The sequence below is a fragment of the Bacteroides sp. 11BF genome (assembly GCF_019633765.1).
Taxonomy (GTDB): Bacteria; Bacteroidota; Bacteroidia; order Bacteroidales; family Bacteroidaceae; genus Bacteroides; species Bacteroides hominis.
Genome location: NZ_JAFKPJ010000107.1, coordinates 1 through 325, shown reverse-complemented (window position 1 = coordinate 325; position 325 = coordinate 1). Strand labels below are relative to the sequence as shown.

At 55.4% G+C, this 325-nt stretch carries 1 protein-coding gene; it reads right to left on the bottom strand.

Features of this window, described 5'->3' with window-relative positions; genetic code table 11:
* Window positions 1-325: helicase HerA domain-containing protein (locus tag JZY04_RS21155; protein WP_220577474.1), on the bottom strand; the 325-nt coding region annotated here is incomplete at both ends.

Here is a 325-nt window from a genome sequence, read left to right as displayed (position 1 = left end):
CACGTCGAACACGTAATCATCGGTGTAGAACGGGTTGAACGAAATCGGTTTCTCCTCCGTGTAGGTGAAGTACACGCCGTCCGCCCCGTTTGTCTTGCACCGGATCATCTCGCACAAGCCCTGATAGGAGTTTCCCGTGTCCACCAGCACCACGTGCGTACCCTGCTCGTAGTATTGCCTCACGAGGTGGTTCATAAAAAAGGATTTGCCGCTGCCCGAAGGACCCAACACGAACTTGTTGCGGTTGGTCGTGATACCCCGCTTCATCGGCAGGTCGCTGATGTCGAGGTGCAACGGTTTTCCCGTAAGCCTGTCCACCATCTTG